General features: G+C 59.0%; 22 protein-coding genes and 6 pseudogenes. 10 read left to right on the forward strand and 18 right to left on the reverse strand.

The window, feature by feature from the left end; translation table 11 throughout:
- Positions 1-109: 109 nt before the first annotated feature.
- Both HWU94_RS00340 and dfrA27 read right to left on the reverse strand, forming a co-directional pair.
- A pseudogene (locus HWU94_RS00340) lies at positions 110-948 on the reverse strand (AadA family aminoglycoside 3''-O-nucleotidyltransferase).
- A gap of 180 nt (positions 949-1,128) precedes the next feature.
- Positions 1,129-1,602 (reverse strand): trimethoprim-resistant dihydrofolate reductase DfrA27, encoded by a 474-nt coding sequence (gene dfrA27, locus HWU94_RS00345; protein ID WP_001749985.1) that lies wholly within the window; start codon positions 1,600-1,602, stop codon positions 1,129-1,131.
- 154 nt (positions 1,603-1,756) lie between these two features.
- Here dfrA27 and HWU94_RS00350 point away from each other — a divergent pair.
- Positions 1,757-1,886: pseudogene (locus HWU94_RS00350) on the forward strand (integrase); the annotation flags it as partial.
- 46 nt (positions 1,887-1,932) lie between these two features.
- On the opposite strand, the gene HWU94_RS00355 reads toward HWU94_RS00350, so the two are convergent.
- Entirely contained in the window at positions 1,933-2,697 is a 765-nt protein-coding gene (locus HWU94_RS00355; RefSeq protein ID WP_001389365.1) for an IS6-like element IS6100 family transposase, read from the reverse strand.
- A gap of 437 nt (positions 2,698-3,134) precedes the next feature.
- On the opposite strand from HWU94_RS00355, the gene erm(56) reads away from it, so the two are divergent.
- Positions 3,135-3,935, forward strand: a complete 801-nt coding sequence (erm(56), locus tag HWU94_RS00360) for a 23S rRNA (adenine(2058)-N(6))-methyltransferase Erm(56)' (RefSeq protein WP_129546809.1) — start codon at positions 3,135-3,137, stop codon at positions 3,933-3,935.
- A gap of 552 nt (positions 3,936-4,487) precedes the next feature.
- Entirely contained in the window at positions 4,488-5,339 is an 852-nt protein-coding gene (locus tag HWU94_RS00365) for a putative RNA methyltransferase (RefSeq protein ID WP_010889964.1), read from the forward strand.
- A gap of 47 nt (positions 5,340-5,386) precedes the next feature.
- Here the strand turns inward: HWU94_RS00365 and tet(Z) are convergent, their stop codons facing one another.
- The gene (gene tet(Z), locus HWU94_RS00370; protein WP_185174693.1) at positions 5,387-6,580 is read right to left on the reverse strand and encodes a tetracycline efflux MFS transporter Tet(Z); all 1,194 of its coding nucleotides are present in this window, start codon (positions 6,578-6,580) and stop codon (positions 5,387-5,389) included.
- 38 nt (positions 6,581-6,618) lie between these two features.
- On the opposite strand from tet(Z), the gene HWU94_RS00375 reads away from it, so the two are divergent.
- A complete protein-coding gene (locus tag HWU94_RS00375) occupies positions 6,619-7,218 on the forward strand; it encodes a TetR/AcrR family transcriptional regulator C-terminal domain-containing protein (RefSeq protein ID WP_010889966.1) in 600 nt (199 codons plus the stop codon).
- Positions 7,219-7,231: 13 nt separating this feature from the next.
- Here the strand turns inward: HWU94_RS00375 and HWU94_RS00380 are convergent, their stop codons facing one another.
- Both HWU94_RS00380 and HWU94_RS11720 read right to left on the reverse strand, forming a co-directional pair.
- Positions 7,232-7,912, reverse strand: coding sequence for a TetR/AcrR family transcriptional regulator (locus HWU94_RS00380; RefSeq protein ID WP_049620402.1), 681 nt, complete (start codon positions 7,910-7,912; stop codon positions 7,232-7,234).
- A gap of 87 nt (positions 7,913-7,999) precedes the next feature.
- Positions 8,000-8,197 (reverse strand): annotated as a pseudogene (locus HWU94_RS11720) (GntR family transcriptional regulator); the annotation flags it as partial.
- 129 nt (positions 8,198-8,326) lie between these two features.
- Here HWU94_RS11720 and HWU94_RS00385 point away from each other — a divergent pair.
- Positions 8,327-9,043: an FAD-dependent monooxygenase gene (locus HWU94_RS00385; protein ID WP_170967708.1), complete on the forward strand. Its 717-nt coding sequence runs from the start codon at positions 8,327-8,329 to the stop codon at positions 9,041-9,043.
- A gap of 30 nt (positions 9,044-9,073) precedes the next feature.
- A protein-coding gene (locus HWU94_RS00390; protein ID WP_185173823.1) for an IS3 family transposase occupies positions 9,074-10,245 on the forward strand; the annotation gives its coding sequence in 2 pieces (ribosomal slippage) (positions 9,074-9,350 and positions 9,350-10,245; 1,173 coding nt in all).
- 31 nt (positions 10,246-10,276) lie between these two features.
- Here HWU94_RS00390 and HWU94_RS00395 read toward each other — a convergent pair.
- The 4 genes and pseudogenes from HWU94_RS00395 to HWU94_RS00410 form a co-directional block, all read right to left on the reverse strand.
- Positions 10,277-10,465 (reverse strand): annotated as a pseudogene (locus tag HWU94_RS00395) (GNAT family N-acetyltransferase); the annotation flags it as partial.
- 127 nt (positions 10,466-10,592) lie between these two features.
- On the reverse strand, positions 10,593-11,432 hold the full coding sequence (gene sul1 / locus HWU94_RS00400) for a sulfonamide-resistant dihydropteroate synthase Sul1 (protein WP_000259031.1): 840 nt from the start codon (positions 11,430-11,432) through the stop codon (positions 10,593-10,595).
- On the reverse strand, positions 11,426-11,773 hold the full coding sequence (locus HWU94_RS00405) for a quaternary ammonium compound efflux SMR transporter QacE delta 1 (RefSeq protein ID WP_000679427.1): 348 nt from the start codon (positions 11,771-11,773) through the stop codon (positions 11,426-11,428). Before HWU94_RS00405 ends, sul1 begins: the two co-directional genes overlap by 7 nt.
- A 168-nt stretch (positions 11,774-11,941) precedes the next feature.
- Positions 11,942-12,496 carry an aminoglycoside N-acetyltransferase AAC(6')-Ib3 gene (locus HWU94_RS00410; RefSeq protein ID WP_032488579.1) on the reverse strand — a complete coding sequence of 185 codons (555 nt, stop codon included), beginning with the start codon at positions 12,494-12,496 and terminating at the stop codon, positions 11,942-11,944.
- Positions 12,497-12,648: 152 nt separating this feature from the next.
- Here HWU94_RS00410 and intI1 point away from each other — a divergent pair.
- Positions 12,649-13,230 (forward strand): annotated as a pseudogene (gene intI1 / locus HWU94_RS00415) (class 1 integron integrase IntI1); the annotation flags it as partial.
- Positions 13,231-13,285: 55 nt separating this feature from the next.
- Here the strand turns inward: intI1 and HWU94_RS00420 are convergent.
- The 8 genes and pseudogenes from HWU94_RS00420 to HWU94_RS00455 all read right to left on the reverse strand — a co-directional run bounded on the left by HWU94_RS00420 (position 13,286) and on the right by HWU94_RS00455 (position 21,122).
- Positions 13,286-14,050, reverse strand: coding sequence for an IS6-like element IS6100 family transposase (locus HWU94_RS00420; protein WP_001389365.1), 765 nt, complete (start codon positions 14,048-14,050; stop codon positions 13,286-13,288).
- A 182-nt stretch (positions 14,051-14,232) separates the two neighbouring features.
- Positions 14,233-15,222 (reverse strand): annotated as a pseudogene (locus HWU94_RS00425) (IS481-like element IS5564 family transposase).
- Positions 15,222-16,397, reverse strand: a complete 1,176-nt coding sequence (gene cmx, locus HWU94_RS00430; protein ID WP_185173821.1) for a chloramphenicol efflux MFS transporter Cmx — start codon at positions 16,395-16,397, stop codon at positions 15,222-15,224. The pseudogene HWU94_RS00425 and the gene cmx overlap by 1 nt, the downstream one beginning before the upstream one ends.
- 21 nt (positions 16,398-16,418) lie before the next feature.
- The gene (locus HWU94_RS11725) at positions 16,419-16,472 is read right to left on the reverse strand and encodes a chloramphenicol resistance leader peptide (protein WP_011113070.1); all 54 of its coding nucleotides are present in this window, start codon (positions 16,470-16,472) and stop codon (positions 16,419-16,421) included.
- 279 nt (positions 16,473-16,751) lie between these two features.
- Positions 16,752-17,213: a GyrI-like domain-containing protein gene (locus HWU94_RS00440; protein WP_135013458.1), complete on the reverse strand. Its 462-nt coding sequence runs from the start codon at positions 17,211-17,213 to the stop codon at positions 16,752-16,754.
- A 38-nt stretch (positions 17,214-17,251) separates the two neighbouring features.
- Positions 17,252-17,848, reverse strand: a complete 597-nt coding sequence (locus HWU94_RS00445; protein ID WP_185173824.1) for an arsenic metallochaperone ArsD family protein — start codon at positions 17,846-17,848, stop codon at positions 17,252-17,254.
- 128 nt (positions 17,849-17,976) lie between these two features.
- On the reverse strand, positions 17,977-19,653 hold the full coding sequence (locus tag HWU94_RS00450) for a hypothetical protein (protein WP_185173825.1): 1,677 nt from the start codon (positions 19,651-19,653) through the stop codon (positions 17,977-17,979).
- Positions 19,654-20,426: 773 nt separating this feature from the next.
- Positions 20,427-21,122 carry a TetR/AcrR family transcriptional regulator gene (locus tag HWU94_RS00455; RefSeq protein ID WP_185173826.1) on the reverse strand — a complete coding sequence of 232 codons (696 nt, stop codon included), beginning with the start codon at positions 21,120-21,122 and terminating at the stop codon, positions 20,427-20,429.
- A 162-nt stretch (positions 21,123-21,284) separates the two neighbouring features.
- Here HWU94_RS00455 and HWU94_RS00460 point away from each other — a divergent pair, with 162 nt between their 5' ends.
- The 3 genes from HWU94_RS00460 to HWU94_RS00470 all read left to right on the forward strand — a co-directional run bounded on the left by HWU94_RS00460 (position 21,285) and on the right by HWU94_RS00470 (position 25,394).
- Positions 21,285-22,715 carry an NAD(P)/FAD-dependent oxidoreductase gene (locus tag HWU94_RS00460; protein ID WP_185173827.1) on the forward strand — a complete coding sequence of 477 codons (1,431 nt, stop codon included), beginning with the start codon at positions 21,285-21,287 and terminating at the stop codon, positions 22,713-22,715.
- A gap of 3 nt (positions 22,716-22,718) precedes the next feature.
- On the forward strand, positions 22,719-23,618 hold the full coding sequence (locus HWU94_RS00465; RefSeq protein WP_185173828.1) for a universal stress protein: 900 nt from the start codon (positions 22,719-22,721) through the stop codon (positions 23,616-23,618).
- 219 nt (positions 23,619-23,837) lie between these two features.
- Complete coding sequence (locus HWU94_RS00470) at positions 23,838-25,394, forward strand: APC family permease (protein WP_185173829.1); 1,557 nt, start codon at positions 23,838-23,840, stop codon at positions 25,392-25,394.
- Positions 25,395-25,510: the final 116 nt, after the last annotated feature.

A 25,510-nucleotide genomic window follows, 5' to 3' on the forward strand; every position in this document is an offset into this window, starting at 1 on the left:
CTCCCAATTTGTGTAGGGCTTATTATGCACGCTTAAAAATAATAAAAGCAGACTTGACCTGATAGTTTGGCTGTGAGCAATTATGTGCTTAGTGCATCTAACGCCGGAGTTAAGCCGCCGCGCGTAGCGCGGTCGGCTTGAACGAATTGTTAGACATCATTTACCAACTGACTTGATGATCTCGCCTTTCACAAAGCGAATAAATTCTTCCAAGTGATCTGCGCGTGAGGCCAAGTGATCTTCTTTTTGTCCCAGATAAGCTTGCTTAGCTTCAAGTAAGACGGGCTGATACTGGGCAGGTAGGCGTTTTATTGCCCAGTCGGCAGCGACATCCTTCGGCGCGATTTTGCCGGTTATTGCGCTGTACCAAATGCGGGACAACGTAAGCACTACATTTCGCTCATCGCCGGCCCAGTCGGGCTGCGAGTTCCATAGCTTCAAGGTTTCCCTCAGCGCCTCGAATAGATCCTGTTCAGGAACCGGGTCAAAGAATTCCTCCGCTGCCGGACCTACCAAGGCAACGCTATGTTCTCTTGCTTTTGTAAGCAGGATAGCTAGATCAATGTCGATCATGGCTGGCTCGAAGATACCCGCAAGAATGTCATTGCGCTGCCATTCTCCAAATTGCAGTTCCCGTCTGGCTGGATAACGCCAAGGAACAACATCGCCGTACACGACGATGGTAACTTCCAAGGCACGGAGAGCTTCACTTTGGCCGGGAGAAGCGGAAACTTCCAGGAAATCTACGAACAGAGCCTGCCGCACAGTCTCATCGAGCTGTGCAGTCACAGTAACCAGCAAATCAATATCACTGCATGGCTTCAGGCCACCGTCGAGTGCAGAGCCGTACAAATGCACGGCCAGCAACGTCGATCCCAGATGATGCTCGATGACGTTGAGTGCCTGTGATAGCTGTACCGAAATCTCGGCGGGCACTGCGTTGCTCATGATGTCTAACTCCCAATTTGTGTAGGGCTTATTATGCACGCTTAAAAATAATAAAAGCAGACTTGACCTGATAGTTTGGCTGTGAGCAATTATGTGCTTAGTGCATCTAACGCCGCTAAGCAGCGGCACATTTTGCGTTTTGAGCGCAGCGAAGCAAAATGTGTCCGATGGCTTGGATGGTTAACCCCTTTGCCAGATTTGATAGCGATAATTTATATTTGAATGAAATTCCTGCTCGAATACCACATTGAACTCTTTGGGGATTTCCGGAAAGAAAACATTGCCCTCTGGCTCGGAATCTATTGTCGAGATATGTAGCGTGTCGGCATGGGCGATCAGACTCTTGTAGATCTCTCCACCACCAGAAACAACAACATGGTTCGTAAGAGTCTTTAGCTCCCTCATTGCTGCTTCTATAGATGGAAACACAACCACATCATCGTTAGTAGCTACCGATCCTGAGCGGCTGACAACTGCATACTTTCTATTTGGGAGAGCCCCCATTGCCTCAAATGTTTTACGGCCGACTAAGAGCCATTGATTGTAAGTTATTGCTTTAAAAAGCAGCTGCTCACCTTTAGCGTTCCACGGGATATCCGAGCCGCAGCCAATAACCCCATTTCTTGCTTTTGCAGCCATTAGTGATATTTTCACGATACTCCTTTGGGTTAACTTTGTTTTAGGGCGACTGCCCTGCTGCGTAACATCGTTGCTGCTCCATAACATCAAACATCGACCCACGGCGTAACGCGCTTGCTGCTTGGATGCCCGAGGCATAGACTGTACAAAAAAACAGTCATAACAAGCCATGAAAACCGCCACTGCGCCGTTACCACCGCTGCGTTCGGTCAAGGTTCTGGACCAGTTGCGTGAGCGCATACGCTACTTGCATTATAGCTTACGAACCGAACAGGCTTATGTCCACTGGGTGGCTCTGTTGCAAAGATTGGCGGCAGTCAGAGGTAGGCTGTCGCTCTGCGCCGATCAGGCGGCTGCTGCGAAATGGTGGTTGAGCATGCCCATGGCCTCCGTCAGCGCCGAGGGCCCAATGCCAAAAGCTCTCTCCACAAGGCGCACCTCGCCCCTGATGCCGGGCTGCAGGCACCAGGGGCGAGCCTGTCCTTTGCGCAGGGCTCGCATGACTTCGAATCCCTTGATCGTGGCATAGGCCGTGGGGATCGATTTGAAACCGCGCACCGGCTTGATCAGTATCTTGAGCTTTCCGTGATCGGCCTCGATCACGTTATTGAGATACTTCACCTGCCGGTGGGCCGTCTCCCGGTCCAGCTTTCCTTCGCGCTTCAATTCGGTGATCGCTGCACCATAGCTCGGCGCTTTGTCGGTATTGAGCGTGGCAGGCTTTTCCCAGTGCTTCAGGCCTCGCAGGGCCTTGCCCAGGAACCGCTTCGCTGCCTTGGCGCTGCGGGTCGGCGACAGGTAGAAATCGATCGTGTCGCCCCGCTTGTCGACTGCCCGGTACAGGTAGGTCCACTTGCCCCGCACCTTGACGTAGGTTTCATCCAGGCGCCAGCTCGGATCAAAGCCACGCCGCCAGAACCAGCGCAGCCGCTTCTCCATCTCCGGGGCGTAGCACTGGACCCAGCGATAGATCGTCGTATGGTCGACCGAAATGCCGCGTTCCGCCAGCATTTCCTCAAGGTCGCGATAGCTGATCGGATAGCGACAATACCAGCGCACCGCCCACAGGATCACATCACCCTGGAAATGGCGCCACTTGAAATCCGTCATCGTTCCGTCCGTCCAATCTCCGCCAAGCATGCTCAAGCTTCACGATTTTTGCAACAGAGCCTCCGAAGGAAACTCGTGCCAAGCGTTGACTAAGGGACGAAAGTAAGGATTAGAAGATGTATAACATCGAGCCGATTGATCCTCGTTTGGGTTGAGTTCTCGGAGAGAAGAAAGCTGCTTCTATAGCTATGAAGGTTTGGGGCGCCATCACACTGCTTGTTTCAACGAAAGGCAGAAACACCACTCCGTCGGACTTGACCCTGAATACAACGGATGCTAATGTCGAGAACATGTTGATTTTAGGAACTGCTTCGATGCGGTTGCGCCGCAACCGCTAACAGCGGTTGACCTTCCAGTAGTGGTCACCGCTCCGGTCACTAAGCCGGGCTGTCATTTTGCCATACCCGGCTCCAAAACTCTTCTTTTCGGAGCATCCCATGTCTGCATATTCTCGTGGTCGTCACGAAAACGGCCAGAACTTTCTCACTGACTCCCGCGTTATCGCCTCTCTCTTGGAGCGTGTGGGAAGCACTAGCGGCCCCTTGATTGAGATTGGTCCCGGCCAAGGAGCGCTGACTCATCCGTTGTCTTGTACGGGACGATCTCTCACAGCTGTTGAAATTGACCCCGCGCTGGCAGGTGCGCTGCGGCGGGAACTTGACGATGCTGTGACTGTCATCAACGAAGATTTTCTGAGATACCGTCTGCCAGCCCACCCTCATGTGATTGTTGGTAACATCCCGTTTCATATCACCACATCCATCTTGCGGCGCCTTCTTCGCGCCCCAGGCTGGACCGACGCTGTGCTGCTTATGCAGTGGGAGGTTGCCCGCCGACGTGCTGGCGTCGGTGCGTCAACCATGATGACCGCCCAGTGGGCTCCGTGGTTCACTTTTGAGCTTGGAGAACGTGTTAGCCGGGAGGCGTTTACCCCTCGTCCTAGTGTGGATGGTGGCGTTTTGCACATCCGACGCCGTCCTAAAATGTTGGTACCAGTTGGAAAGCGAAAGGCGTTCCAAGCTCTAGTGCACGCCGTCTATACGGGGAAGGGTCGTGGGATCGTCGATATCGTCACCCAAGCGAAGATATTTCCCTCTCGACAGGCGGCGCGGAAATGGGCCGAGCGGTCCGGTGTGCATTCGCATCAGCTGCCCTCTGACCTGTCTGTTGCTCAGATGGTCAGCCTCTTCGAAAGCCGTGGGGCAGTTCCGCCGCGACGCCGCAAACAGAGGAAATAGTTCCGAGAGGAGAATTCCTCTGGGGAGGCGGGCCAAGAAAAATCAATAACCCCGGTGATGTGCGTCTAAAACGCAGGGGATCGCTCCGGGGCCTTCGGTTCCAAGTGTAACACTGGTACGTATGTCATCCAAGAATAATCCGGTTAGTGATCTTGAGGCTTGGTTTTCATCCGAGCGGATGAAAACCTACAGCTTCCACTCGGATCCCGACGCTCTCTACCTGTGGAATACTCGCGTGACCAAGTCCTTCCTGGAAGATATTCAGCATGTCGTGGTACGTATGCGACCAGCCGCTGGGCATGCCCCTGGATTGCTTTGACGTTTCTCGTCTTCGCGATTGCGTCCGGAATCATCTTGCTACTTCGCTACGGATACCCCGTGTAAGGCAGTCCTGTACCCGTAAATGTGCAAGACGGCTCCTAAGACTTCAACCAACTTTCCAACTCCGGATCCCACAAGACCGCCGATGACTGTGTGAGAGTCGTTGTCTCGCCCCCAGAAGGCCGAGATCGTCTTTGACACCGTCGTTCGACCGAAGAGAGGTAGACCATCATGTCAGCCCTGGCCGCACCTGGCCTCAGCGCTATCCGTGACTCACTCCGGTGCCCGATCTGCGCCGGTCGCCTCGAACTGACACCGGGGGCACTGCGTTGTCGTCAGCGACACACCTTCAACATCGCTCGGCACGGCTACGTCAGCCTACTGTCTGGGACTAATGCGATCAGCGGGGATGATGCGCCGATGATCCAAGCTCGAGAACGTTTCCTCGCGACCGGCGCCTACGAGCCGATACGCCGGGCCGTCTCGACGATGGTGTCTCATACGATCCCTCGTGATGGCATAGTTCTCGATGTTGGCTGTGGTACCGGCTACTACCTCGCCGGTGCGCTCGACAAAGTGACCGGGGCTCGCGGCCTGGGGCTTGACTCCTCGGTGCGTGCGCTGCGGGTCGCTGCGCGCGTCCACGAGCGAGCAGCCGCAGCGAGCTGGGACGTGTTCCGCCCGTATCCGTTGGCCGACCAGTCGGTGGATGCTGTGCTGAACATGTTCGCTCCGCGCAACCCCGGCGAGTTTCACCGGGTCCTCCGCCCGAACGGCAGCCTGATCGTGGTGCGTCCGACGGTCGACCACCTGGCCGAGTTGCGCCGCGATGTGCCCGACTCGGTGACTATCGATGTTTCCAAGGAGCAACGCCTGCATGACGCCCTGGCACCGTTCTTCGAACAGGAGCGAGATCAACACGTCGGCTACATCGCAGAGATTGAACCGCAAACGGCTCGCGATCTGCTCGGAATGACGCCGAGTGCGCGGCACATCACCCCGGCAGAGGTCTCGGACGACGACCTGCCCGAGCGAGTCACCATATCCGTGCTTGTCAGCTCATACCGGCTACGGGAGACTTGACTGGTGGCAGAGCGATCCCGTCGCATCGGGATGGCACCTTAGCGCGGTTATCGAGATCGCCGTGAGGCGCATGTCTCACGGATCATCAGGAGGGCGCAGAGAACGTAGAGCGCTGCGGCGCAGATCCAGAGGGTGCCGTCTGCATTCGTTCGGGTGAGTGCGAAAATGCCGGTGAAGGTGACCGGGCCGATGATCGAGGTGAGGCTGTTCAGGCTTGCAAGTGTTCCCTGCAGGCGTCCCTGCTGCTGCTCGGGCGCGCGTCTCGAGAGCAGCGTCTGCAGTGCGGGCAACGTGATGCTGCCGAGTCCGAGCGCTGCGAGGATCGGTAGCATCGCCCATGTGCTGGCGATGAGGGCAAGGCCGATGAGCCCAATGGCGTCTGCGGCGATACCGACGAGGATCGCCCGGGTCTCGCCGATCCGGGACACGATGCGTCCGGTCAGTGCCGCCTGCACGAATACTTGCACCATTCCGAAGATGGATAGCGAAACGCCGACTTCGACGGGGTTCCAGTCGAGGCGCTGCTGCGTGAAGAGCACCCAGGTGGAGCCTGGTGCTTGGCCGATGAACTGCACGATGCCGAAGACTGCGAGAAGGATAAGCATCCCCGGCACTGCGGTTCGCTTCGCCGTACCGGGTTGCTGTGCGTGCGAGCCGTTGCTGCCCGGTGGCCGCGTCTCACGCAGAAGACTCGCGCTGAGTACGAGGGTGATTCCGGCGAGCGCGGCGGCGACGAGGAATGGCAGATGCGGTGAGACCCCGCCGAAAAGACCGCCAATGGCGGGACCCGCGATCATGCCACCGCCGTAGCATGCGCCGAGCCACCCGTAGCGTTTTGCGCGCTGATCCGGCGGAGTAATGTCGGCGATCACCGTCGCGGTGACGGCGTTCGTGGCGCCGGTAATGCCTGCAACCGCGCGGGCGATGTAAAAGACCCACAGCGTGTCCGTCAGTGCGAGCACGAGGTAGTCGATCGTCGCGCCTGCGAGGGAGGCGACAAGCACGCGGCGGCGTCCGAAACGGTCAGAGAGTCGGCCAAGGATCGGGGCGCAAAGAAACTGCATGATCGCATAGAGCGCTGTCAGTAGTCCGACGTGCAGTGGGATCATGTCGTCGGGGGCACCGACCTGGTCGAGAAGGGTAGGCAAGATCGGCATCACGAGGCCCAGCCCTGCAGCATCGAGGGTCGCCGTGATGAGCACGGCTGTCAGGATTCCACGATGAGAGTAGCGAGCAGTCACTTTATCTAAGATAAAGTTATCGATGATAAAGTGCAACTATGACTCACCACCGGAAGCGTCTCGACCGCACGTCCGTGTTGCTCGGGGCCCGGCAGGTGCTCGACGAGACTGGGCTCGATGGCTTCACCACTCGCGCGCTGGCGGCTCACTTACAGGTACAGCAGCCCGGCCTCTACTGGCACTTCCGCACGAAGGCCGAACTCCTCGCAGCGCTGGCGAGCGACGTGCTTGACCGAGAGCATCACGCTTCCTTCCCCGAGTCCGACGAGAAATGGGACGCATTTCTCTTGCGAAACGCAAGAAGTTTCCGCCACGCACTACACGCGGTCCGTGACGGTGCGCGTCTCCACGCTGAGCACCACCGCAGACCATCCGGCGACGACACCGACGAAGGAGCTGAGGCTTCCGGTCAGCAAGTCGGGCTTCTCGTGTCTCAGGGATTCGATGAACAGACAGCCATCAGCATGCTCATCGCGGTCAGCCGATACACCGTCGGTGTCGTACTGGAGGAGCAAACCGCAGAGGTCGGCAATGCGAGCGTTCCTGAACGCGACCGGGAATTCGATTTCGGCCTGACAGCACTGATCGACGGATTCTCTCACTCCCGCACAGCGTCATTGACCTCGAGCGAATCGTGACCTCATTCGACGCTCAGCGGGTTCGCGCGAGACGGGAAAAGATCCCGTCCACCATAAGCGCCAGACCGCGCTCATAGGCACGATCAAGATCGAGGGCATAACCCGAGCCGATCAAGGATTTCAGCGCGGCGTGGTTCTCATTCGAACTGAGTTGCTCGAGTTTGTCGATACGCTCATCGATCCAGGTATCTGCATCGACACCGGTGATAGATTCTGCCTCTGTTTCGGGCTCGAGCAAAATTGCCGTGCCTCGCGCCTGCGTGAAGAGCAGAATGTGCGTCTCCATCGCTTCTTCGGCACTGATACCCGCCCGAGTGAGTGTTCGAATCACCCACTCTGCGAAGACGAGTGCTGCGGGCACTAATTGCGGGCGTGTGACGGAAAGCTGCGGAGCAAGCCACGGATGCCGTCGGAACACTCGCCACAGCTCTCGATGTCCGCGGATCAGATCTTCACGCCAGGTCCCGACTTCATCACCCGCAGACCAATCGCGAAGCGCACGATCCATCATCGCGAAAAGCAGATGTTCCTGGCTCGGGTAGAACCGATATAGCGTGGCCGACCCCATATGGACCACATTCGCGACCCTCCGCATCGAAAGCGAGTCAATACCCTCGACATCGGCGATGGAAACAGCGGCAGTTACGATGCGTTCCGCAACGGCATCATCTGCTTCCGGCACCGGACGCTGCACATGCTGCCGCCGTTGTGGGTGCTGGGGTGCGTCTCGTGAGCTGCGCCCACCCCTTGCCCCTGGTGCCGTTGTCGCGACGACCGTTCCGACACCGGGCACCGGTGTCGCCAGTCCCTCGGATCGCAGTAGTGCGTGCACACGACTGGCCGTTGCAATTGCGACATTCCACGTACCAGTGATCTCCCTGGCAGAAGGAAGCATCTCCCCGGGCCGCAATTCTCCAGCAAATATCTGCGCCCGCAGCTCGGCAGCGATCTCCGCAGATGACGTTCCCACCCTTGCCATCCTGTACTAGAACACCAGCGTTGGCAAGCGATGAGAACCTTGCCATTCCGTCACAGTGGAGCAGGTCTCAGCATCGCTGTACTAGTACGAGCTTGCTCACCATCTCAGGCCTTCCTTAGGTTTGGCGTCATGAATATGAATGAACGACGAGTACTCATCTCTGGCGCAAGCATCGCAGGACTGGCATGCGCCTACTGGCTTCGAAGGCACGGATTCTCCGTCACGATCGTCGAGATCGCTCCCAGCCCACGGCCCGGCGGTCAAGCCGTCGACCTGCGCGGCGCCGGACGCACAGTCATCGACCGTATGGGGCTGCTCAATGGGGCGCGTGCGATCGGCCTCGAGCAGGCGGGCATGTCCTGGGTCGACGCACACGGCCAGACACGCGCCGCCATGCCGACGGATGCGTTCGGCGGAGAAGGATTCATCTCGGAGATCGAGATCCTCCGCGGCGATCTCGTCGACCTGCTCTACCAACAGCTCGGTGACGGTATCGAGTGGATCTTCAACGACACCATCACCGAGCTCGCGCAGAGTTCGAACTACGTGAATGTCACGTTCCGTGGCGCACGCCCACAGCGTTTCGATTTCGTCATCGGCGCCGACGGCTTACATTCGGCAGTTCGGACGGCCGCTTTTGGGCGGGAAGAGGACTTCGTCCATCCGCTCGGGCTGTACACGGCATGGTTCACCGCTCCGGCGTTCGAAGAACTCGACAACTGGTATCAGTTGTACAACCACACCGGCGGACTCGTGGCCTCGATCAGGCCCGGGAGCCAGCCAAGTGAGTCCAAAGCAGCGCTGGGGTCAGCTGAAGGTTTGATTGATTCTTGTCCACTCGCGTGAGCGGGTGGAGTTAGAGAGAATGATCACACCATGAGGTATTCAGAAGAGTTCAAAAAGGACGCGGTCGCACTCGTGGCAGAAGGCGCGTCACAGCGGGAAGTATACCGCGATCTTGGCATCTCAAAATCATCGCTGTCGAAGTGGTGCCAGGACGCTGAACGCACCCAGCAGGGCCTGCCCGCCACGAGCACCGTGTCGGCGTCAGAGAACGCGCAGATTCGTGAATTGATGCGGCGCACCCGGCTCCTTGAGCAGGAGAACGAGGTACTCCGTCGTGCGGCAGCATACCTGTCACAGATTCACATCACGCCCCCAAAATGATCTACCCTCTCGTCCGCGAGATGGCTGCGCCGGGCGCCCGTATCAGGGTGCCCGTCGTGGTGGCGTGCAGGGTGTTGGGGTTCTCTGCCCAGGCGTATTATCAGTGGCTGAAACAGCCCGTGTCAGCAAGAGAAACCGAAGAAGCCCACCTGACCGAGGTGTTACGGGAACTCCACGATGAGGACCCGGAGGGTGGCTACCGGGTCCTTGCCGATGATCTCCATGACCTGGGCTATGAGATCAGCGAGCGGCGCGTGTGGCGCCTGTGCAAGGTCGCGGGTATTACTTCCACAATCAGCCAGCGCAAGTCTCGCTATCAGCGTGCTGGAGCAGCGGTGGGCGATGACCTGGTCGAGCGTGATTTCACCGCTTCCGGGCTTGATGAGAAATGGCTTGTCGATATCACCGAACACCCGACTGGCGAGGGCAAGCTGTACATGTGCGCGTTCAAAGACGTGTGCTCGAACAAGATCGTGGGGTACGCGATCGATAAACGCATGAAAGCAGGCCTCGCGGTCAGAGCACTCGAGAATGCACTGATGCAGCGCGGATACCCCGAAAACGTGATCGTGCATAGCGATCGCGGTAGCCAATTTCGTAGCCGGAAATTCCAGGCAGCGCTGAAGCGGTACAGGCTGCGCGGGTCGATGGGTCGGGTGGGGGCGTGTGGCGATAACGCTGCCATGGAGTCCTTTTTCAGCTTGCTGCAGAAGAACGTGCTTGACCGGAAACGATGGGCCACACGCCAGGAGTTACGACTCGCGATTGTGTCGTGGGTGGAGGGAAAATATCATCGCAAACGCAAGCAGCGAGGCTTAGGGAAACTGACACCGGTGGAGTTTGAGACCATAATGAGAAGCGCAGTCGATTTGGCTGCGTGAAAGAAAGAAACCCGAGTCAACTAAACCTTCAGCAGACCCCGACTAGGAGCTCGGATCTCAGGACGAAGGTCTCCGCGAATGTCCGGTCGATCCGCGCGACGTCCCAGGCGGGCGTTCCCTTGGCGGACATCCACGCCGCAGCGTCGTGCATCAGCCGCACAACCTCGTCGATATCACCCGAGCAGGCGACCCGAACGTTCGGAGGCTCCTCGCTGTCCATTCGCTCCCCTGGCGCGGTATGAACCGCCGCCTCATAGTGCAGTTTGATCCTGACGAGCCCAGCATGTCTGCGCCCACCTTCGCGGAACCTGACCAGGGTCCGCTAGCGGGCGGCCGGAAGGTGAATGCTAGGCATGATCTAACCCTCGGTCTCTGGCGTCGCGACTGCGAAATTTCGCGAGGGTTTCCGAGAAGGTGATTGCGCTTCGCAGATCTCCAGGCGCGTGGGTGCGGACGTAGTCAGCGCCATTGCCGATCGCGTGAAGTTCCGCCGCAAGGCTCGCTGGACCCAGATCCTTTACAGGAAGGCCAACGGTGGCGCCCAAGAAGGATTTCCGCGACACCGAGACCAATAGCGGAAGCCCCAACGCCGACTTCAGCTTTTGAAGGTTCGACAGCACGTGCAGCGATGTTTCCGGTGCGGGGCTCAAGAAAAATCCCATCCCCGGATCGAGGATGAGCCGGTCGGCAGCGACCCCGCTCCGTCGCAAGGCGGAAACCCGCGCCTCGAAGAACCGCACAATCTCGTCGAGCGCGTCTTCGGGTCGAAGGTGACCGGTGCGGGTGGCGATGCCATCCCGCTGCGCTGAGTGCATAACCACCAGCCTGCAGTCCGCCTCAGCAATATCGGGATAGAGCGCAGGGTCAGGAAATCCTTGGATATCGTTCAGGTAGCCCACGCCGCGCTTGAGCGCATAGCGCTGGGTTTCCGGTTGGAAGCTGTCGATTGAAACACGGTGCATCTGATCGGACAGGGCGTCTAAGAGCGGCGCAATACGTCTGATCTCATCGGCCGGCGATACAGGCCTCGCGTCCGGATGGCTGGCGGCCGGTCCGACATCCACGACGTCTGATCCGACTCGCAGCATTTCGATCGCCGCGGTGACAGCGCCGGCGGGGTCTAGCCGCCGGCTCTCATCGAAGAAGGAGTCCTCGGTGAGATTCAGAATGCCGAACACCGTCACCATGGCGTCGGCCTCCGCAGCGACTTCCACGATGGGGATCGGGCGAGCAAAAAGGCAGCAATTATGAGCCCCATACCTACAAAGCCCCACGCATCAAGCTTTTGCCCATGAAGCAACCAGGCAATGGCTGTAATTATGACGACGCCGAGTCCCGACCAGACTGCATAAGCAACACCGACAGGGATGGATTTCAGAACCAGAGAAAGAAAATAAAATGCGATGCCATAACCGATTATGACAACGGCGGAAGGGGCAAGCTTAGTAAAGCCCTCGCTAGATTTTAATGCGGATGTTGCGATTACTTCGCCAACTATTGCGATAACAAGAAAAAGCCAGCCTTTCATGATATATCTCCCAATTTGTGTAGGGCTTATTATGCACGCTTAAAAATAATAAAAGCAGACTTGACCTGATAGTTTGGCTGTGAGCAATTATGTGCTTAGTGCATCTAACGTTTGACATGAGGGGCGGCCAAGGGCGCCAGCCCTTGGACGTCCCCCTCGATGGAAGGGTTAGGCATCACTGCGTGTTCGCTCGAATGCCTGGCGTGTTTGAACCATGTACACGGCTGGACCATCTGGGGTGGTTACGGTACCTTGCCTCTCAAACCCCGCTTTCTCGTAGCATCGGATCGCTCGCAAGTTGCTCGGCGACGGGTCCGTTTGGATCTTGGTGACCTCGGGATCATTGAACAGCAACTCAACCAGTGCTCGAACCAGCTTGGTTCCCAAGCCTTTGCCCAGTTGTGATGCATTCGCCAGTAACTGGTCTATTCCGCGTACTCCTGGATCGGTTTCTTCTTCCCACCATCCGTCCCCGCTTCCAAGAGCAACGTACGACTGGGCATACCCAATCGGCTCTCCATTCAGCATTGCAATGTATGGAGTGACGGACTCTTGAGCTAAAACGCTTGGCAAGTACTGTTCCTGTACGTCAGCAAGTGTCGGGCGTGCTTCTTCTCCGCCCCACCACTCGACGATATGAGATCGATTTAGCCACTCATAGAGCATCGCAAGGTCATGCTCAGTCATGAGGCGCAGTGTGACGGAATCGTTGCTGTTGGTCACGATTTGTGATGCCTAACTTTGTTTTAGGGCGACTGCCCTGCTGCGTAACATCGTTGCTGCTCCATAACATCAAACATCGACCCACGGCGTAACGCGCTTGCTGCTTGGATGCCCGAGGCATAGACTGTACAAAAAAACAGTCATAACAAGCCATGAAAACCGCCACTGCGCCGTTACCACCGCTGCGTTCGGTCAAGGTTCTGGACCAGTTGCGTGAGCGCATACGCTACTTGCATTACAGTTTACGAACCGAACAGGCTTATGTCAACTGGGTTCGTGCCTTCATCCGTTTCCACGGTGTGCGTCACCCGGCAACCTTGGGCAGCAGCGAAGTCGAGGCATTTCTGTCCTGGCTGGCGAACGAGCGCAAGGTTTCGGTCTCCACGCATCGTCAGGCATTGGCGGCCTTGCTGTTCTTCTACGGCAAGGTGCTGTGCACGGATCTGCCCTGGCTTCAGGAGATCGGAAGACCTCGGCCGTCGCGGCGCTTGCCGGTGGTGCTGACCCCGGATGAAGTGGTTCGCATCCTCGGTTTTCTGGAAGGCGAGCATCGTTTGTTCGCCCAGCTTCTGTATGGAACGGGCATGCGGATCAGTGAGGGTTTGCAACTGCGGGTCAAGGATCTGGATTTCGATCACGGCACGATCATCGTGCGGGAGGGCAAGGGCTCCAAGGATCGGGCCTTGATGTTACCCGAGAGCTTGGCACCCAGCCTGCGCGAGCAGCTGTCGCGTGGGCTCTGTTGCAAAGATTGGCGGCAGTCAGAGGTAGGCTGTCGCTCTGCGCCGATCAGGCGGCTGCTGCGAAATGGTGGTTGAGCATGCCCATGGCCTCCGTCAGCGCCGAGGGCCCAATGCCAAAAGCTCTCTCCACAAGGCGCACCTCGCCCCTGATGCCGGGCTGCAGGCACCAGGGGCGAGCCTGTCCTTTGCGCAGGGCTCGCATGACTTCGAATCCCTTGATCGTGGCATAGGCCGTGGGGATCGATTTGAAACCGCGCACCGGCTTGATCAGTATCTTGAGCTTTCCGTGATCGGCCTCGATCACGTTATTGAGATACTTCACCTGCCGGTGGGCCGTCTCCCGGTCCAGCTTTCCTTCGCGCTTCAATTCGGTGATCGCTGCACCATAGCTCGGCGCTTTGTCGGTATTGAGCGTGGCAGGCTTTTCCCAGTGCTTCAGGCCTCGCAGGGCCTTGCCCAGGAACCGCTTCGCTGCCTTGGCGCTGCGGGTCGGCGACAGGTAGAAATCGATCGTGTCGCCCCGCTTGTCGACTGCCCGGTACAGGTAGGTCCACTTGCCCCGCACCTTGACGTAGGTTTCATCCAGGCGCCAGCTCGGATCAAAGCCACGCCGCCAGAACCAGCGCAGCCGCTTCTCCATCTCCGGGGCGTAGCACTGGACCCAGCGATAGATCGTCGTATGGTCGACCGAAATGCCGCGTTCCGCCAGCATTTCCTCAAGGTCGCGATAGCTGATCGGATAGCGACAATACCAGCGCACCGCCCACAGGATCACATCACCCTGGAAATGGCGCCACTTGAAATCCGTCATCGTTCCGTCCGTCCAATCTCCGCCAAGCATGCTCAAGCTTCACGATTTTTGCAACAGAGCCATATCGACAACCTCTCGCGCAACCAAGACATCGCGGTCGGACTGCAAGTGATCTTGAAGCCACGGGCCCGTCCCACCCCGACATGGACCTCGATGCCCGAACGGACGTTAGATTTCGAGTTTTAGGTGTGATGTCCAGGGACGTTGTTGAGTCGGTCGAAGGGTACGCCGCCAATCGCAGAGTGGTGTCGGTGGTGGTTGTAGAAGTGGAGCCAGCCGGGCAGCGCCAGGCGTCGTTCGGCCTCTGAACCGTAAAACCTGGCATAGGCCCAGCCGTCCCCGAGCGTGCGGTGGAATCGCTCGATCTTCCCGTTCGTCTGCGGCCGGTAGGGGCGTGTCCGCTTGTGTCGGATGCCGAGCCGAGCGCAGAAGTCCCTCCATGCGTGGGATCTGTATGCCGACCCGTTGTCGGATAGGACTCGCTCGACGGTCACGCCTCGTTCGGCGAACCAGGCCACGGCGCGTTCGAGAACTCCCACCGCTGTGCTCGCCTGCTCATCCGACCAGATTTCTGCGTATGCGACGCGGGAGTGGTCATCGATGACTGTGTGAACGAACGCCGTCCCGGTGCGCGGCTTGTGATCTTTTCCTCGTGGTAATCCCGGAGTCGCGAGCTTGTTCCGTGCGCCTTGCTGCCGACCTACGTAACGATGTCCACCGCCGTCGGGGATGTTGCCGAACTTCGTGACATCGACATGAATCAACGATCCCGGATGAGGATGCTCATATCGCCGCAATGGCTCGCCAGTGACACGATCGATATGCGAGAGGCGGTTCACGCGGCAACGGACGAGGACCGCGTGAACAGTCGACGTCGAGAGACCAAGTCACGCAGCGATCTGGGCTGGCCCCAGTCGAAGCCGCCAGCGCAGGTTGATGATCTTCTTCTTGACATGCTCGGGCGTCCTGCCTGGGATCCGGTGCGGCTTGCTGGAGCGATCCTGCATCCCAAACTCACCCTCTTCCCGGTAGCGGCCTGCCCATTTCCGGGCAGTGATCGGGGAGACCATGAACATCTTTGCGGCGATCGTGGCCGGATAGCCGTCTTCGACAATCAGCCGAGCTAACCGGAGACGGGCACGAGGAGTGAGAAGAGCGTTCGGATGGGTCATCAATTGGCCTCCGCCGCGGTCTTCGTAAGCGCGCGTCTGGTGAGAAGCATGATGACGAGAGCGATCGCTGTCAGCACCGAAGCGACCCAAACCGGCGCGAGCAGCCCCAGCCCGGTCGCGAGCCCGAGCGCACCAAGCACGGGCCCCGCTGCAGCTCCGATATTCAATGCTGCGGTTGCGTACGAACCGCCCATCGTTGGCGCACCCGATGCTGCATACAGCACACGCGTGATCAGAGTACTGCCGACGCCGAACGACAGGAATCCCTGAACGAGGACGAGGACGATAAGCGCAACGGGATGAGATGCGACCACTGCCAACACGATCCAGCCTGTCAGCAATAGCGGTCCGCCGACTGCGAGCACGAGGCCAGGTCGTTGATCTGATAGTCGTCCTGCGATCGTGATGCCAAGGAACGATCCGATGCCGAACATCACCAGCGCGACGGACACCCACGCTTCGGCCAAGCCCGCGGTCTCGGTCACGATGGGTGCCAGGAAGGTGAATGCCGCAAAGGTCCCTCCGTTGTTCAGCGCTCCGAGTGCCATGGCCAGGATGAGCCGCGGCGTCGCCAACTGGCTGAGCTCGACACGGAGCCTTGGTGAGGTCGCGCTAGTCTCGCTCCGACCAACATTGTTCGTGACGCCACGAATGACTCCAACGGCCGCGGGAATACAGAGGATGGCGATCGCCCAGAACGTCGTTCGCCAGCCCAGCGCTGTGCCGAGCAGTGCCCCGGCGGGGACGCCCACGACGGTTGCGATCGTCGTGCCGGAGAGCAGGATCGACAGTGCACGCCCCTTCTGGTTCGCTGGCACGAGGGTAGTGGCCATGCTCAGTGCTACGGCGAGGAATCCTGCGTTTGCGAGAGCGCTGAGCACCCGGGTGATGAGCAGGAGAGAGAACACTGGTGTCATCGCTCCGATGACGTGGCTTCCCGCGAACACGAGAAGGCAAACGATCAATGTGAGCCGCGGTGGCCAACGGCGAGCGAATGCCGCCATCACTGGCGCGCCGACGACCATACCGACTGCGAATGCGGAGGTCAGCAGGCCCGCAGTGCCGACCGAGACGTCAAGTTCGGTCGCGATCGCGGGGAGCAATCCCGCGAGCATGAATTCTGAAGTGCCCATGACGAAGACCGCCAGGGCAAGTATGTAAAGGACAAAAGGCATCGAGTACTCCGAGGTGTAAGATCAAGAAATGGTTCTTCTTGTCACCACGGCCAGCGCCCCGGGTACGCCAGACATACGCCCACACAGATCGTGGGCGTCGTAACTAGTGGTTCAAGGGGCTGGCGGTGTGACCGACAACCCCTGACCTGTTTGATTCGGGACTCGACATGCCCCAAACTCTAACATGCCTTCAATTTCAATGGCAAGCGGTCTGGGCAGATACTTCTTGAATCGGCACGGTATCATTACGGGCGGGGGCCAGAACAACGTCCCTGGACATCACACCTAGAACTGCAAAGCTGCCCCCTCACGTAGTAAGGGGGCAGCTTTAGTCATCAGAAGAAAAAAGTAGGGCTATGCAGCCTTCACCGGCACCCAGACCTGCATCTGAAAATCATCAGCGGACGGGTCACCCGGCCCATATGCCTCAAAGACCGGGCCATTGGGCTTAAAGCCTGACGCGGGCAGGAAGGTGCCCATCAGGTGGTCCACCCCGGCCATAGTGCTCATAGGTACCGGGCCCTCAACGGTCGTCACCGCGAACTCACCGCCGTCCACCTTAAGGGCATTGAGGCCCAGGGCCTGGGCGGTTTCCAGGTTCTCCACCAGAATCCCCGCCATGTAGTCGAACTCGCCGGCAGCGTTCATCCCCACAATCACACCCATCGAGTGGACCTCAGGCATGGTCACCCCCCGCGCCTCGGCGTGGGCGGTGAGCTTCTTCCAGAGCTCGCCAATGCCGGCGCCCTGCTTCACGGTCTCGCGGAAGCCCGCAATAAAGAACTCATCCTTGTGCTCTACGCGTGCACCAATCATCGACTACTCCTTAGAAAAATATGTGTCGGCTCTATATTTTAGTCGCCACACCCGCAGCCACAGCCACACGAGGCCTGCTTCGCAGGCTGCCCTGATTCGGCAGCGGCCCCCTGTGAAACCGGTGCAGAATCGTGGCCTCCCATCAGGTTGACCCGGTTGCCAATGTCGGGGCCTCCGGCAGGCTTAGGGGTCACCCCTGCCAGCACCGCAGCAAAGCCAGCCAGCTCCGCGGCAGGAACCGTTGCGGGGGCGTCCGCACCACCGGTGCCGCAAGCCGCTGCAGCGGCGTTGACCTTGGGCTGCTTTACCTCGCCAAAATGGGAAAAGCGGCGAAGCTGCTCAGCGGTAGGGTACATATACGACACCTTGACCAGACCCTCCACCAGCAAGATGGGCAGAACCTCAGCCCCGGCCATAGCAAGCTGATCGGCTACCGGCTCACAGTCGGTAAAAGCAGAAGGGTAGGAATCGGTGGAGTAGACGGCAATATCTAGGCCCTCATCGAGCAGCTCCTGGGCGGCGGTGAGGAAGGCGTCACGCTGGATGTCGCCGGGGTCGTCCGGATTTTCACCGGCAGCCGGGATGAAAACTTCAAGGGGGGTGCTACCCAGGGTGTCTTGAGAGGGGCGTGCCACTGCTACTCCGTTCGTTGGTTGGTGTGCCCTACCAGCCTACGCTCGTAAACGCCCGCAGAAAAGGTCAGGCGGCACACCCCAGTCGGGGTGCACCGCCTGCCTTACCTTGTCAGCGCAGTATAGATGAGCTAGTCGCCGATAAAGAACTTGCGCAGGGCTGAACGCAGGCTGCGGTCGTCCTGCTTCTGCTCAGTCTCATCCACAGGCTGCTGGGGCTCAGTCGACTCAGCCGCCAGAGATACCTTCTTAGCCCGGGCAGCAATGCTGGGTACAGCGTCGGTATCGGTGGTCTGGTACTCCTTGCGCTCTTCGGGGGTGCCGAAAGCGAGGGTTCCTATCGTGTTGGCGATGTTCTTCTGCTCAGGAGAAGCAGGCACACGGGCCACCCCGGGATCGATATCGCGGATATCCGGGGTTTTCTCATCGTTAGTTACGGGGAGGTCAGTGGAGAACGCTGCCGCTGCGTAGGCGCTTGCTGCCCGGCTCAGAGGGCTGGCGGTACTTTCGTCCTGCTCCTGAGCGGGCGGCGCCGGTAGCGCCTCGGCCTCGGGTGAGGTGCCCGGTTCAGGGGTGGCAGTCGGCTCAGAAGCAGGCTCATCTGCATCCGGAGTGGTGAAGAGGCTAGAGGCGTTTTCTGAGGTCGTGGTCGACTTAATAACCACCGGCGCTGCGGGGGTAATCACCGGCTCGGAGCTATTGGTCGGGGTGGGTTCGTCTGCTAGAGCGGGGGCTTCATCGCTTTTAGCGGGCTCTTCGGCTGCGGCAGTCTCAGGCTCAGTCGCTGACTCGGGATCAATTTTGGCTAGAACCGTGCGGTAACGGGCTTCGGTGGGGGCGAGCGTCCACCCCAGGAAGCCGGGGAGGGCGACTGGCTCAACGGTGCCCACCCAGGCGATAGTCTGCGCGAGAGTGGACGCCCCTGTCGCCGCCCTGGGGGCAACGGCAGCTGCCGGGTCGGGGGAGTTGCTACCGGCGTCCTGGCCTACCAGCTCGCCGGTCACAAAATCTGCCAACGAGAGCGCAACCTGAACCGGCACAGAAGCCTCACCGCGCCTGCGCGCAATCACCTGGCCCACGGTACCCTGGGCACCGGGCGCTAGGTCAATGGCGTAGAGATGGGTGGGGGAGCTGGCAATTTCAATCCACAGGGTGTGATTGAGGACGGCCTGGACGGTGCCGTCCGTCTTTTCGGGCGCCTTCCAGGGAGCTGAATCGAGGGTGGACGCCCCAAAGTCAGCCTGCGGGGTGGAGGCGATAACGTTCTGCCCGGCGACTTCGGCAACCACACCGTTGCGTACTAGTGCCCGGTAGAACTTGAGCTCAGGGGTGAAGGTAAAGCCGCGCTGTTTCTCTTCGGCGGCAACTTCGGCAGGTGAGTAGCCGGAGTTGTGCCCGCGGGCAAGCAGGGCAGAGCGCAACCGCAGCCCGTTATTTGAGACGGTGGACGCTGAATCAGGGGCAGGTGCCTCAGTGTGGTCAGTTTCATGCTCAGGCGTGGAAGAGAGCGGCATCTGCTTGACGATGGTTTGACCGCCCGGCGATGAGTTGACACGCACGTTATAGGAACCCTCAAAGTTCCCTGCGCGGGTCATTTCGTAGACGGCGACAGTGGCAGAGCGGGCGTAGTCGACTGGGGGAGGGGTGCCTAGAGAGCCGGTGACGGCGCAGTTGACGCTGTCTAGTTCGGTGTTGTGTACGGTAAAACGGACCTCCAGGGGCTGATGATGAGCCTCTGAATGCCACTGGGTAAGGTGTGCGAGAGCTAAAAGGTGCGGGGGAAGTTCGGAGTGCGAATCAAAACTCATAGACTCTATTTTTGCACGGCTGGACGGTGACGGGTGAGAAAGTGCGAAGGTCCGGTGGGTTGAGGGGGGGTGAACGCTTGCTTCTGTGCGGTCTAGACGGGTCCGATATTTTTGATCTAACTACTGTCAGAATTCTCTCAGAGTGCTACCATGATGAAGATTTTTAGTACTTTTAGGGGAAAACAAAATATGTCTCACACACTTTCGCGCCGTAATAAGGGGAGCGCCTGGGCTGCTCCTGATAGTAGTCGCCACCGCAGCTGTTCCTGCTTATGCAGCGTCCTTCACCTGCCCTGGCATCCAGGCCACTACTTCTCACGCCCTTGATTCGTCAGGTACTAACGTTACCGTCACCGTTTCCTATAACTTTCCTGACGCGGCAAGCTATAAGCAGCTTGTTGTGGTTTCCGGTACCGGCGACGCTATGACTCTGGCGGGTAACGTTAACGGCGCTACTTTGAACCAGACTGGTGACATTCTGACTATCAACCACGTTGGCTCTACATCGCTGGCTTTTACGGTTACTACCACTATCCCAACAGATCAGATTGACCCTACGGATGGTGTTGAGTTCTCCTTTATTTACACCATCGATGGGGATTGCTCTACTACTACCACTCACCTCGTCCCTGCGGATTTGTCTACGCAGACCGGTACTGTTCAGTAGTCAGCTCATACTGCTGTGAAGCAACACGGTATTATCGCAATAAGTTTTCTTAAGTAGGTAGCCCACACTGGCTGCCTACTTTTGTATTTTGGCACCGCTCCGCTCTTTATCGATGAACCCCCAGCATGGCACTCAGCCCTGTGAGCAGGGCCGAGAGGCCTATGGTGAAGGCTTCGTCCTGAGGGGTTTCTCCCAGTGCCTCGTAGGCCTCAGCCATGGTGGGGCGCTCGGCCGCATAGTCACCTGGGTCAAAGATATCCACCGGTGCATGCACGTCCGTTGCTGCCCCCAGGAGGAAGGCCTCGATAGCCTCTACGGTGAGCAGGGCCTGCCTGGGGCTCATGCCGAAGGCGGTAAAGGCAGAAGTTACCTGCTCATACATGGCCAGGGTTGCAGGTGCCCTGCGCACCGGCGTCACCGCCAGCGTCATCACGACCGCGGGTGCCACTGAAAAGGCCTGCCGATACGATCTAGCCCACCGCTCGGTTGCCTCCAGCCACAGTGCCCGCGCCCCCAGAGCACTGACAATTCCGCCGCGAACCTGGGCGGCGGCGTCCTGCAAAGCCTGTGTGTCGATGCCCTGCGCCACCTGGTCCGAAATGGCGGCCAGTACCTCATCGCGCGAGGTCACATGGTTATAGAGGGAAGATGGTGCGACCCCCAGTGCCCGCGCCAGCTTTGCCATGGTGAAATCGCCCTCTGTGGCCATGAGCTGCTGGGCAGTTTCGGTGATTTTATCCGAGGTAAGTAAGGACGCGCTGGGGCGGCCGGCATTGCGCGGTGAAGTAGGGGTAGGGGTCATGGATATAACGGTAGCACTGTGCTAGTGGGTGGGTGTTGGTAGGTGGTGAAGCTGCCTTGCTATATATTTCCGTAAGGTACTTCACAGGTCTTAGGGTTCAAGCTACACTAAAACGAACGGTATTCGTTTAGTGTAGCTAGCGCTGCAGAAAGGCTGAGCACCATGGCTCCCCAGGAAATTACCCGCGATGTCGTGATTATCGGCGCAGGCCCCTCGGGTCTTACCGCTGCCTACCGTCTGCAGCAGGCCGGGCACTCGGTTGCCGTCCTTGAAGCCCGCCACCGCGTCGGCGGCCGCACCTGGAACGGTGATCTTGACGGCGCTTTCATCGAAATTGGTGGCCAGTGGGTTTCCCCAGATCAGACCGCCCTCAAAGCCCTGCTCGAAGAGCTTGACCTCAAAACCTTCTCCCGCTACCGCGAGGGTGAATCCATTTACAAAACCCTCGACGGCCAGGTTAAACGCTACTCCGGCGACATCTTCCCCGTTGACGAAGTCACCAAGGCCGAGATGCTGCGCCTCATCGACATGATAGATGAAATCGTCGCCGAAGTTGGTGCTGAAGCCCCCTGGGCTCATCCCCGCGCCAAGGAACTCGACTCCGTCAGCTTCCGTGAGTGGCTCAAGACCAAGACCGATAACGAAGAGGCTCTCAATAACATCTCCCTCTTTATCGCCGGCGCCATGCTGACCAAGCCCTCTCACGCTTTCTCAGCCCTGCAGGCTATTCTGATGGCTGCTTCTGCAGGTTCCTTCTCTAACCTGGTTGATGAAAACTTCATTCTCGACAAGCGCGTGCTCGGTGGCATGCAGAAGGTCTCCCTCACCCTGGCCGAAAAGATCGGTCACGAGAACATCATCCTGGGTCATCCCGTGCGCGTGCTGCGCTGGCAGGAGGAGGGGGATTACCCCGTCCTGGCTGAAGCTGAAGACTTTACCGAGGACGGCGTCGCCAACCCCGACGGGGCCGTGAAGGTTCGTGCCAAGTACGCCATCATGGCCGTCCCGCCCAACCTCTACTCCCGCGTCTCCTATGTACCTGCCCTGGATCGCCGCCAGCACCAGATGCACCAGCACCAGTCGCTGGGCCTGGTTATCAAGGTGCACGCTGTCTACGACCGCCCCTTCTGGCGCGAGAAGGGCCTGTCTGGCACCTCCTTTGCCTGTGACAACCTGGTGCAGGAAATCTACGACAACACCAACTACGATCCGGCTACTGGCCAGGAAGAAGAGCGCGGCACCCTGGTTGGCTTTGTCTCTGACGAAAAGGCTGACCGCATGTTCACTCTCTCAGCTGAGGAACGCAAGCGTGCCATCCTTGAATCCATGGCAGAGATGCTGGGTGAAGAGACCCTGAACCCCATCCGCTACTACGAATCCGACTGGGGAGCTGAAGAGTGGACTCGCGGCGCCTACGCTGCCAGCTTCGACCTGGGCGGCCTCTCTCGCTACGGTGCCTACCAGTCAGACCCTGTTGGCCCCATCCACTGGTCCTGCTCCGACCTGGCAGCTGAAGGCTACCAGCATGTTGATGGCGCGGTTCGTATGGGTGAAAAAACTGCCGCTATGATTAGCGAAAAACTCAAGGGATAAAACATGCGTTACGTTGTCGGCTATTCTCCCTCGCCCCGGGGGCGGGACGCGCTCAATCTGGCGGTTGCTCTCGCCTCATCGCTGGGTGCTGAGCTCGATGTGGTCTATGTGCTCAAGCAGCAAAACCCGCGCCTAGCTGCCCCGCGTTCTAACTTCGGAGCCATGCTTCAGGAGCAGGCTGTGGGGTGGCTTGAGGAGGCCCAGCAGTGGGTGCCCACCAGTCTCAAGGCTCGTTTCCACCTGCGACAGGCGGAGTCTACCGCAGCCGGGTTGATGGAGTTCGCTGGAGCTATTGGGGCTGGTGCCATCATTGTGGGTGGCGCTAAGACCGGTGGCTGGCTCTTCCACTCCATCGGCTCGGTAGGTAACGCCCTGCTGCACCGGGCTTCAGTGCCTGTGATTCTTGCGCCCCACAACTACGATGCGGAAACCCATATCACCCAGATTGACTGTGCCGTTTCCCCCGATATCGACTCGATTGGCCTGGTGGAAGAGGCTGTGGCCACCTGCAACCGCACCGACCTTGCGGTGCGCCTGGTGTCCCTCATTGAGGACGTCGCCACTGACGGTTTTGCTGCCCGTGAAGCTGAGGAGGGCGTTCGGGACCTGCTGGAGCAGTCCTCCCTGGCGCCCGAGCGTCCGGACCTCATCACCGTTGCTGTTGGGCACGGAGCTAGTGTGCCTGATGCGGTGGAGTCAGTGAACTGGTCTGCTGGATCCGTGCTCATGGCCGGGTCGTCTAAGCTGGCCCAGCGTGGCGAGCTTTTCTTGAGCTCTAACACCGCCAAGATTCTCACTCGCCTGCCGATTCCGCTGGTGGTTGTTCCTCGTGATTATTCACCAGGACGCCGCGGCTCGGCTCAGGAGCCCTGGACTGGCTCAATTCCCGTAGTGGGCCGCTAGATTCTCATAGGTGTGCGTGCGTCGCACTGCTCGATACCTACCCGCTGGGGGTGTTGAGCGGTGCGGCGCATGTTTCGTTCTGGGCTGCTTCTCTGTAAAAACTTCGTTACGCACTTCACAAGAACCACTTAAGGTTGTAATCTAACTAACTAAACGAATGGTGTTCGTTTTCTTGTTCTGCTTGCAACCTCTGAAGGTGATAGTGAAAAGGAGTCAGCGATGACCCAACCCCCAGCTACCTCGGGAGCCCACCCCCACGGCTCTGTCGACGTCAGTGCCGCCAACAAAAAAGGCCTGTCCTCGGGTAATGTCACCCTGTTCTCATCCATCATCATCGGCATCTCCGTTGTAGCTCCCGCCTACTCCCTCTCAGGCGCCCTCGGCCCCGTCGCCGCCGAAGCCGGCATCTACATGCCCGCCATGTTCCTTATTGGCTTCATCCCCATGCTCCTGGTCGCCATCGGCTACCGCGAACTCAACGCCGCCATGCCCGATGCAGGAACCACCTTCACCTGGACCACCAAAGCCTTTGGCCCCTACGTCGGCTGGATGGGCGGCTGGGCCCTGCTGGTTGCCACCATTCTGGTGCTCTCCAATCTGGCCGGTATTGCCGTCGATTTCTTCTACCTCTTCCTCTCCCAGGCCCTGGGTAACCCCGACATCGCAGACCTTGCCGCTAACAACCTGGTCAATATCGCAACCTTCCTCGCCTTCATGGCCTTCGGTTGCTACATCACCTACCGCGGCTTGGACGCCACCCAGAAACTCCAGACCGTCCTCATCATCTTCCAGCTGATCGTCCTGGCTCTCTTCTCCGCCGTAGCCCTCTACAAGGCTGCCACCGGCACCGGCTTCGCCAACCTCAGCTTCAGCTTCGAATGGTTCAACCCCTTCGGCATCGACTCCTTCTCAACCCTGGCAGCCTCTATGTCCCTGGTCTTCTTCCTCTACTGGGGCTGGGACGCCGTGCTCACCATGAACGAAGAAACCGAAGGCAAACACACCACCAGCGGCACCGCAGCCGTCGGCACCATCCTGACCATCGTCGTCCTCTACCTCTTCCTCTCCGTCGGCACCCTCTCCTTCGCCGGTACCAGCGAGGACGGCCTAGGCCTGGGCAATCCCGACAACCAAGAAAATATTTTCGCCGCCCTTTCCGGCCCCGTCCTCGGTTCCCTGGGCATCCTCATGTCCATCGCCGTCATGGTTGCCGCGCTCGCCTCCCTGCAGTCCACCGCAGTCTCTCCTGCCCGAACCCTGCTGGCCATGGGCTACTACCGAGCCCTGGGCCCCAAGTTTGCCCGCCTGTCTCCCAAGTACCAGGCTCCCTCCTATGCCACCATCGCCTCCTGCCTGATTGCCAGTGTCTTCTACGTAGCCATGCGTTTTATCTCAACCTCGGTGCTTTGGGATACCATCGCCGCTCTCAGCCTCATGGTCTGCCTCTACTACGGGGTGACCGCCTTCGCCTGCGTCTGGTACTTCCGCAAGACCTCCCTCAAGAGCGGGGCCCGTAACCTCTTCAACCAGTTCATTTTGCCCCTCATCGGCGGCATGATTCTGGTGGTCTTCTTCGCCCAGACTTTCGTTGACTCCATGGATCCGGCCTACGGTTCCGGCTCAGAAATCGGCGGCATTGGCCTGGTCTTTATCCTCTCTCTGGTGCTCCTGGCTCTGGGATTTGCGGTCATGTTCTACCAGCGTTTCAAGCGTCCCGACTTCTTCGCAGGCAGGGTACCCATGGATGTTGAGCACATGCTTGACCTGCCCGAATAACCGCCCTGTCGGGCGCACTCCCCTGGGCGTGTGAGGCAGGCTACCTGCCCGGCGGGTAGGGGGCGTAAGATAAGCAGAAGGATGGGCCTGATGGCGTGCCCATCGCACAGATAGTT

This window comes from Rothia nasimurium (assembly GCF_014217215.1).
In the GTDB taxonomy this organism is placed as follows: domain Bacteria; phylum Actinomycetota; class Actinomycetes; order Actinomycetales; family Micrococcaceae; genus Rothia; species Rothia avistercoris.